Raw genomic sequence first — 6519 nt, forward strand, 5'->3', positions numbered from 1 at the left:
CCCGACAGCACCGAGGTCGCCCCGGTATAGCTGCTGTTCCCCGTCAGAATGAGCCGGCCGGAACCCTGCTTGGTCAGCGTCCCCGTGCCCGAGATGTTCGCGGCGAGCGTGGCGGTATCGACAAAATCCGCGACGATGGCGCCGTCATTCAGGATCGCGCGCGTGTCGATCGCGCCCGCGCGCCCGCCGGTGCCGAGATTGAGCACGGAGGTATCGCTGATCTCCACCCAGCCGGCCTTGACCGTGCCGCCATCCGCAGCAGTGAGCATGGCGGTGGTGGCGCCGCAGCCGCAGCCATAACCGACGAAGAGGCCGTCGACCACGTTGAGCTGGGAGCCTGCGCCCGTGACCGTCACAGTGGCGCTGGCGAGGCCCAGCCCGGCATCGGAATCGTAATAGAGGTTGCCGTTCAGATTGACGATGCCACCGTCGGAAACGACGAGCGCGCCGGTTCCATTGGACCATTTGGAGCCGATGAACATGTGCTGCTCGACATTCCAGACCGAGCCGGCTCCGGTCACGCTGACGGTCGACGAGGTCCCATGCCCCTCGATGAGCGCGCCCGCCTTGCTGTTCATCACGCCGCCGCCGCTGATGGTCAGGGTCGCGGCAGCAGGACCGCCGACATCCGTGTAGCCCTCGTTGGTGACGCTGGAATTTGCCCCCGAAACCTCCATGGCGGATTTGATCGCCAGGTACCCCATCGGGTCCACCAGCTTCAGCGTTCCGCCATTGCTGACCCGGAGCAGGCCGCTCGACACTTCGTTCCAGCCCATTGCCCAGCCGGCCGGATCGCCGACCGTGAGCGAACCGCCCTTGATCTCGAGCGTCGGGCTCGCGCTGCCGCCGAGGGTGAGCGCGCCCCCGATGACATTCTGCGCTCCGGTCAGCGACAGGGTGCCGGCGCCGTTCACAAAGAGAGAGCCCGGGCCGGAAATCTGACCCGAAAGGGTCAACACGCCGCTGGTGTCGATCGTGCCGCCGGCTGCGCCCAACGTCACATCCCGTGCCGAGGTGAAGCTGCCGGTGGTTTTGAGTGTGCCACCGTTGAGGGTCAGCCCCCCTGAGACCGCACCGAGATTGGCGTCGCGGCTTATGGACAGAACGCCTCCGTTGATGTTCGTCCCGCCGCTATAGGTATTCGTCCCTGTCAGGATGGTGACCCCGGCCTCGATAAGAAGCGCGCCGGCGCCTGTGATCTTGGGCGCGAACGTGTAGGCCGTAGAGGTATGGTTGAAGACAATGCGTCCCGTGGCTGCGCCGAATGCGACTTCGGCCGCGAGAAGGCTCCCGACCGCCGCCGCCGGTTGGCCGGACGCGGCACCAATGTTCAATGTGCCTGTACCGCCATAAGTGCCATTGGAGGCGACTCCAAGGATGCCCCCGCCACCTTCAACGGAAACGGTGCCTCCGGCCCGAATGGTGAGCGTCCCGTCGCCGAAACCGCCGACATACATGAACGAACTGCTGCTCAGGGACGATCCGGCCCCTGTGACCGTCACCGAGCCCGCGGCACGATGGGAGGGGCCGGCGGCGTTGCCTATGACAACGGAATCAAACGAGACAGTCCCTCCTGCTTCTATGAGCAGCGAGCCAGTGCCAGAGTGTCCAACATCGAGTTGTCCACTGCCGCTGAGGGATGATCCAGTCCCCGTCACGCTGACTGAGCCGTTACCGCCGACGGCTACGCCGATGCGGACAATTTCGGAGCCCACGCTGACGGTACCGCCGCCCGCAATGGTCAGCGCGCCAGTGCCTGTTCGCGCGTGTCCGCGTGCCTGCAGGCCGGATTGTTGCCGGCCACGAGCCGCATCTTCGATCAGTCGCAGGATGGCGAGCGGCGCTCGCGCTCCGCGCCCCACACCGGCCGCCCTCTGCACTYGCCTCATCTAGCCCCCCGGCGCCGCGGACAAGATCGAGACGCACCCGCAATGCATGCCCGACCGTGAGAGTTAGGGTAGCGGCACTCTCGCGACAATACGGCATTCGCCGTAGATGCCGCGGAAAAGTTGTATAACTCAGATGTTAAATGACGCAGCGTCCTGCCGTGTGGGCGCTGGAGCAGAACGCGGTCGGCTGGGCGAGAGTCAGTGTGCTGCGCCGCCGGCGCCGTCCCAGGGCATGCGAACCTCCGCTGGCGGTCGTCAGAGCGCAACTGCTAGGTTGTTGGGGAGGCGATATTCCCCTGAACAATGGTCGCAGTCTGCCCTTAAGGCTTAGAGAACTCCGGCCTCCGCTGCTACGATGCCCACCCGCGTCCGCTCACCGAGTGTCATTATGCCCACCAGCAACCCTCTGTCGTGGAGCGCTGAGAGCCTCCGTCGCGCTATCGGCGCGGCCGGGGTGGCCCTTTGGTCGTGGAACGTGGAGACCGACCGGTTCGCCATGGACGAACGGGGATATGCCTTATGGGCAGTGCAGGACGACAGCATCCCGGTAAAGTTCGAGGATCTCTCAGCCCGAATTCACCCCGCCGACCGGGATCGGGTACGGAGCGCGTTCACGGCGACGCGGGCGATCGTCGGCTCCTATGAAATAGATTTCCGCATTATTATCGATGAGGAAATCCGATGGATCTCCGCTCGGGGCATTGGCGACGATTCGCATCTGCACAATGGCATTGCCTACGGCATCTTTCTTGATGTGACGGGGCGCAAGCAGGCGGAGGAAGGCCATGAGCTTCTCGCCGGGGAGATGAGCCATCGCGTCAAGAATCTGCTGTCCATTGCCTCGGGGCTGACCCTGATCTCGTCGCGGTCCACGACGACCGCCAAAGAGATGGCCACCGAATTGACCGGGCGCCTGGCGGCACTTGGCCGAGCCCACGATTTGGTGAGACCGCTCCCGGGCCACCAAGGCCATGCGGCTCTGCTCGGCGACCTGTTGTCGATCCTGCTGTTTCCTTATGAGGACCTGGGCGCCTTCAGCGGGCGCATCCGCGTCGCGGTGCCGCGCATGGGCGTTGGTGAGAGTGCGGCGACCACGCTGGCCCTTATCATCCATGAGCTCGCGACCAACTCGTTGAAATATGGCGCGCTGTCGGCCGAGACCGGCACCCTGGACGTTTCGGGTTGCTCTGACGACGAAGAGATCAAGATCATCTGGACGGAGCGGGGAGGCCCTGCCGTCGAACCTCCGAACGGCGCCGGTGGTTATGGTAGCCGCCTCGTGGTTCGCAGCATCTCAGGGCAATTGGGGGGCTCGATCGACTACAATTGGTCCCTCGAGGGGGTCATTGTCACGCTGCGGATCAAGGCGGCGAAGCTCGCTGACTAGGTGTTGCGACGCACGGCTGCGATGACTCGCGCCGCAGGTAGGCCGTCCGTGTCTTTTACGGCAGGTGCGTTCTCGCGTGCCGGGCGATCGCCCGACCGCGAGATATCGATGACGTGTGCCGCCCCTGCAGAAATCAGGTTCAGCTTCGGGTCACTGGCGCGCCGTGCGCGCTGCTGAACGGTGAGGGATTTCCAAGAAGCGGACATTGCGCCGGAACGGCAGCGAGGCGACCGCGGGCTGACTTCAGCTCGCTCACTTCGCGAAGCGGCCTTCATACTTGAACGGCGGGGCCGCCTTCAGCTGTTCCTTGGTGGCGTTGATCCGGGCGTTCCATTTCTTGTCCGACGCATTCCAGGTGACGGCAAGGGCGCTGGGACTGACCGCAACATAGTGCTTGCCCATGCCGAGCAAGCCGCCGACAGACAGGATGTAGGAATCAAAGCCGTTGCCGGCGATGACGAAATCCTCGATCTCGCCAACGCTTTCGTCACCAGAGTTCCTGACGTCGAGACCCTTGAGACTGCTGACGAGCGCCGAAGACTCCTCGACAGAAACGAATATCTTTGGCTCCGCCGGTGCAGGGACGGGCGCCGTCTGGGCGATGGCGGTGCCGGTAAGCAGGGTGGCAGCGAAAGTAAACGCGATGGCGCGCATGTTCGGAAGGTCCTTCTCTTTGGTTCGCAGCCTGAACTGCTGCGGCAGGATGGAATGGGAATTCCGAGCACCCCAATCTGTTCCTCAGGGCGCAAACTCCGCGGGAAGAGACGGTGTCCACGGGCTGTGAGAGCGGTTGGGGGAGGGAGCCAATCACGACGGTGCAATCACGACGGTGAAAGTGCAGGAACTGATTCGGTTGACCCCACTTCCGGCCGCAGTCGCCGCCGCCTGTCGATATGCGCGTCAGGCGGCGATATGCTGATGTGGCAGCGGCAACGCGCGACGCCGGCGCTTCGCCGCACAGCCTTACCTGTAGCGGTAATATCCGGAGTCGTGTGCCCGGCGCCCATAGGCGCGCGCGTGTGGAGGGGGGGCGCCGTAGTGTCGACCGTAGCCCCGTCCACGCTTCCAGTGGGGAGACCCGTGCCAGCCCTTATGGCCCTTATACCCGTGGCCGCCATGCTTGATCTGCTCGATGTGATTTTGGCCCTCGATCGCCGTCAAACCCGCGACCGGAGTGGCCAGCGCCATGGACGGCGAAATTGAGCCGAAGCCCAGCGCGGCAGCCGCAACAAGGATGAACTTTCGCATCGGTGTCTCCCAGGAAATTGCTGAAGTGCGGAAGGGAAAGGAAGCAGGTGCGTGGACAAGCCGAGGATCATCCACGGCGGAGCGCCGGTCATACTCAGCCGCAGATGCGCGAGCGCCGCACAACGACCTCGCCAAAGCGGTTGACGCGACGCTTTTCCACCAACCGACAATCCGCGTAGCGCTCGCGGATGACCCGACGCTCGCCATACGCTCGGCGCTCGCGATATCGGGGGGCGTCATAGCCGGGCCGGTCAATTCCCATATCGAGCCGTACCTGAGACTGGGCTGGCGCGCCGAGCATCGCGGTCGCGGCAATGCCGGCAGCCATTAACAGTGTCCGTATCAAAGCGTATCTCCCCCAGAATATTGTGATGACGTCAGACTTGGGCTTGTCCGGGAAATGCAAAGACAGGAGCCCACCCAGGAAGGGTGGGCTCCTTCTCGATCATTCGATGATCTGCACGATCTTGCGGGTTTTCGGCTCGACGAGGACGGTCTGATCGTTGATCACCGTGTAGCGATATTCGGTTTTGCCGTAGCGAGCGGGAACTTCGCGATAGGTCACGGTGTCGGGCAATGTCGCGCCGACGACGACCTTTTCGCGATAAGCCACCGAAGGGACCTTCTGCTGCGTCACATAGGTCCGGAACTCGGTTCTCTGGTCCGCAGCGATACCTCCTACGATCGCGCCAGCCGCGGCGCCGCCGACCGCGCCAACGGCTGCACCGGCAGGTCCCCCGACAATTGCGCCTCCACTGCGCCAGCGCCAGCGCCCGTGGCGGCGCCCGCTGCCGCACCAGAGTTCGACTGTGCAAATGCGGTCACCGGAACGACGGCGAGAGCGGCGATAAGAACAAGATTCTTGATCATGGTTCTTTCCTTTTCATGGGGCTCGGTTTTGGCCCCAGCTGAAAAGGTAAACGTGCGGGTAAGGCAAGATGTTCCATGAATAACTGTTCATGATGACATGTTTAGCAGCGCCTTATTATTTATCTATTCGGAAGCGCGATCACGCCCGCGATGGGCATGTCTGCTCGTGGCCCGGGCAGGCGGGGAACTTTCATTCGATGGGCGCGTATCGAGTGGAGAGAGCGATTCCGGAGCCCGTTCATGATCCCCTATTTGGCGGCACTTCTTCCGAGCGCGCTTCTCCTGGTCTCCCACGCGGACACCGACAGGGGCGTGACCTATACCTGCAGCTTCGAGGAAGGTGTGATCGTCATCGACCGACCGGACGCTGCGGGCGGGGTCATGGTTCAAATCCACGGCGAGGCACGGCGATACGTCTTCGACCTGCAGAAGCTGGTGCCGGACGATGACCGACTGCCGACTTATTATTTCCAGGCCGAATTGAAGCGTTGGAAGCTGTTGAACAAGCGCGGAGAAACCGTCGAGACGACGGTTTGCAAGGCAAGCCTCTAGCGGCTGGATGGCGCGACCCCGCTCGATGGTCATCGACTGGTCATCAGGTCCAGGCGCCGAAGTCCGTGACGGGCCTGTCGATCGCCGATCATGACCACAAAGATGCCCGCGATGGCGCTCCCCCGGCCGCAAGGGAAAAATCCATCGAAGGACGCCTGAGCTGCGGTCATGCGTTTGTGTTTCACCAGCCTCAAGGGACCGGAGAGCCCGGGTGATTGCTGTCCTTGGATACGTCCGGCTGCGATCACCTCAGAGCGTCCTTCTGCCGAACGCTATCGAAAGATCGGCTCCGATCGCCGGGGCGGCGCGGATCAGAGCTCGCCTTGTCGCTAAGGAACGAGCAGTTGCACAAACTATGGCGGATTCACGGGGGCGGCTTTGCGCTGCGCGCCTTGCACGCGTTCTTTCCGCCGCCATAGGATCGGCGTGCTGACATAGCGGCGACGCCGGCAGGCTCCGGGGGCACCCGCGACCGTTCCATCTGCTCGCACGGAAGGTCTCAAGGCATGAAGCGTCGGACATTTTTGGGCGCTGCCGCTGGCGCCGCCGTATCGGCCCTCGCAAAGCCCAGCC

7 protein-coding genes and 1 pseudogene are annotated in these 6519 nt (G+C 63.4%); 2 read left to right on the forward strand and 6 right to left on the reverse strand.

Annotated elements, in window-relative coordinates; all coding sequences use genetic code 11:
- Both AC1DRP_RS34890 and AC1DRP_RS34895 read right to left on the reverse strand, forming a co-directional pair.
- A partial coding sequence (locus tag AC1DRP_RS34890) for an autotransporter-associated beta strand repeat-containing protein (RefSeq protein WP_476770935.1) occupies positions 1 to 1457 on the reverse strand: 1457 nt, incomplete at its 3' end.
- Positions 1458 to 1889 (reverse strand): annotated as a pseudogene (locus tag AC1DRP_RS34895) (hypothetical protein); the annotation flags it as partial.
- Between the two features lie 388 nt (positions 1890 to 2277).
- On the opposite strand from AC1DRP_RS34895, the gene AC1DRP_RS34900 reads away from it, so the two are divergent.
- The gene (locus tag AC1DRP_RS34900) at positions 2278 to 3276 is read left to right on the forward strand and encodes a sensor histidine kinase (RefSeq protein WP_476770930.1); all 999 of its coding nucleotides are present in this window, start codon (positions 2278 to 2280) and stop codon (positions 3274 to 3276) included.
- Positions 3277 to 3528: 252 nt separating this feature from the next.
- On the opposite strand, the gene AC1DRP_RS34905 is transcribed toward AC1DRP_RS34900, so the two are convergent.
- From AC1DRP_RS34905 to AC1DRP_RS34920, 4 genes are all read right to left on the reverse strand, one after another.
- Complete coding sequence (locus AC1DRP_RS34905) at positions 3529 to 3930, reverse strand: PRC-barrel domain-containing protein (RefSeq protein ID WP_476770931.1); 402 nt, start codon at positions 3928 to 3930, stop codon at positions 3529 to 3531.
- A gap of 688 nt (positions 3931 to 4618) precedes the next feature.
- Positions 4619 to 4852, reverse strand: coding sequence for a hypothetical protein (locus AC1DRP_RS34910; RefSeq protein ID WP_441507130.1), 234 nt, complete (start codon positions 4850 to 4852; stop codon positions 4619 to 4621).
- Between the two features lie 117 nt (positions 4853 to 4969).
- Entirely contained in the window at positions 4970 to 5137 is a 168-nt protein-coding gene (locus AC1DRP_RS34915) for a DUF1236 domain-containing protein (RefSeq protein WP_476770932.1), read from the reverse strand.
- A gap of 65 nt (positions 5138 to 5202) precedes the next feature.
- Positions 5203 to 5394, reverse strand: coding sequence for a hypothetical protein (locus AC1DRP_RS34920; RefSeq protein ID WP_476770933.1), 192 nt, complete (start codon positions 5392 to 5394; stop codon positions 5203 to 5205).
- A 240-nt stretch (positions 5395 to 5634) separates the two neighbouring features.
- Here AC1DRP_RS34920 and AC1DRP_RS34925 point away from each other — a divergent pair, with 240 nt between their 5' ends.
- Positions 5635 to 5946, forward strand: a complete 312-nt coding sequence (locus AC1DRP_RS34925; protein WP_476770934.1) for a hypothetical protein — start codon at positions 5635 to 5637, stop codon at positions 5944 to 5946.
- Positions 5947 to 6519: the final 573 nt, after the last annotated feature.

The organism is Allobosea sp. 01N443, from assembly GCF_056399325.1.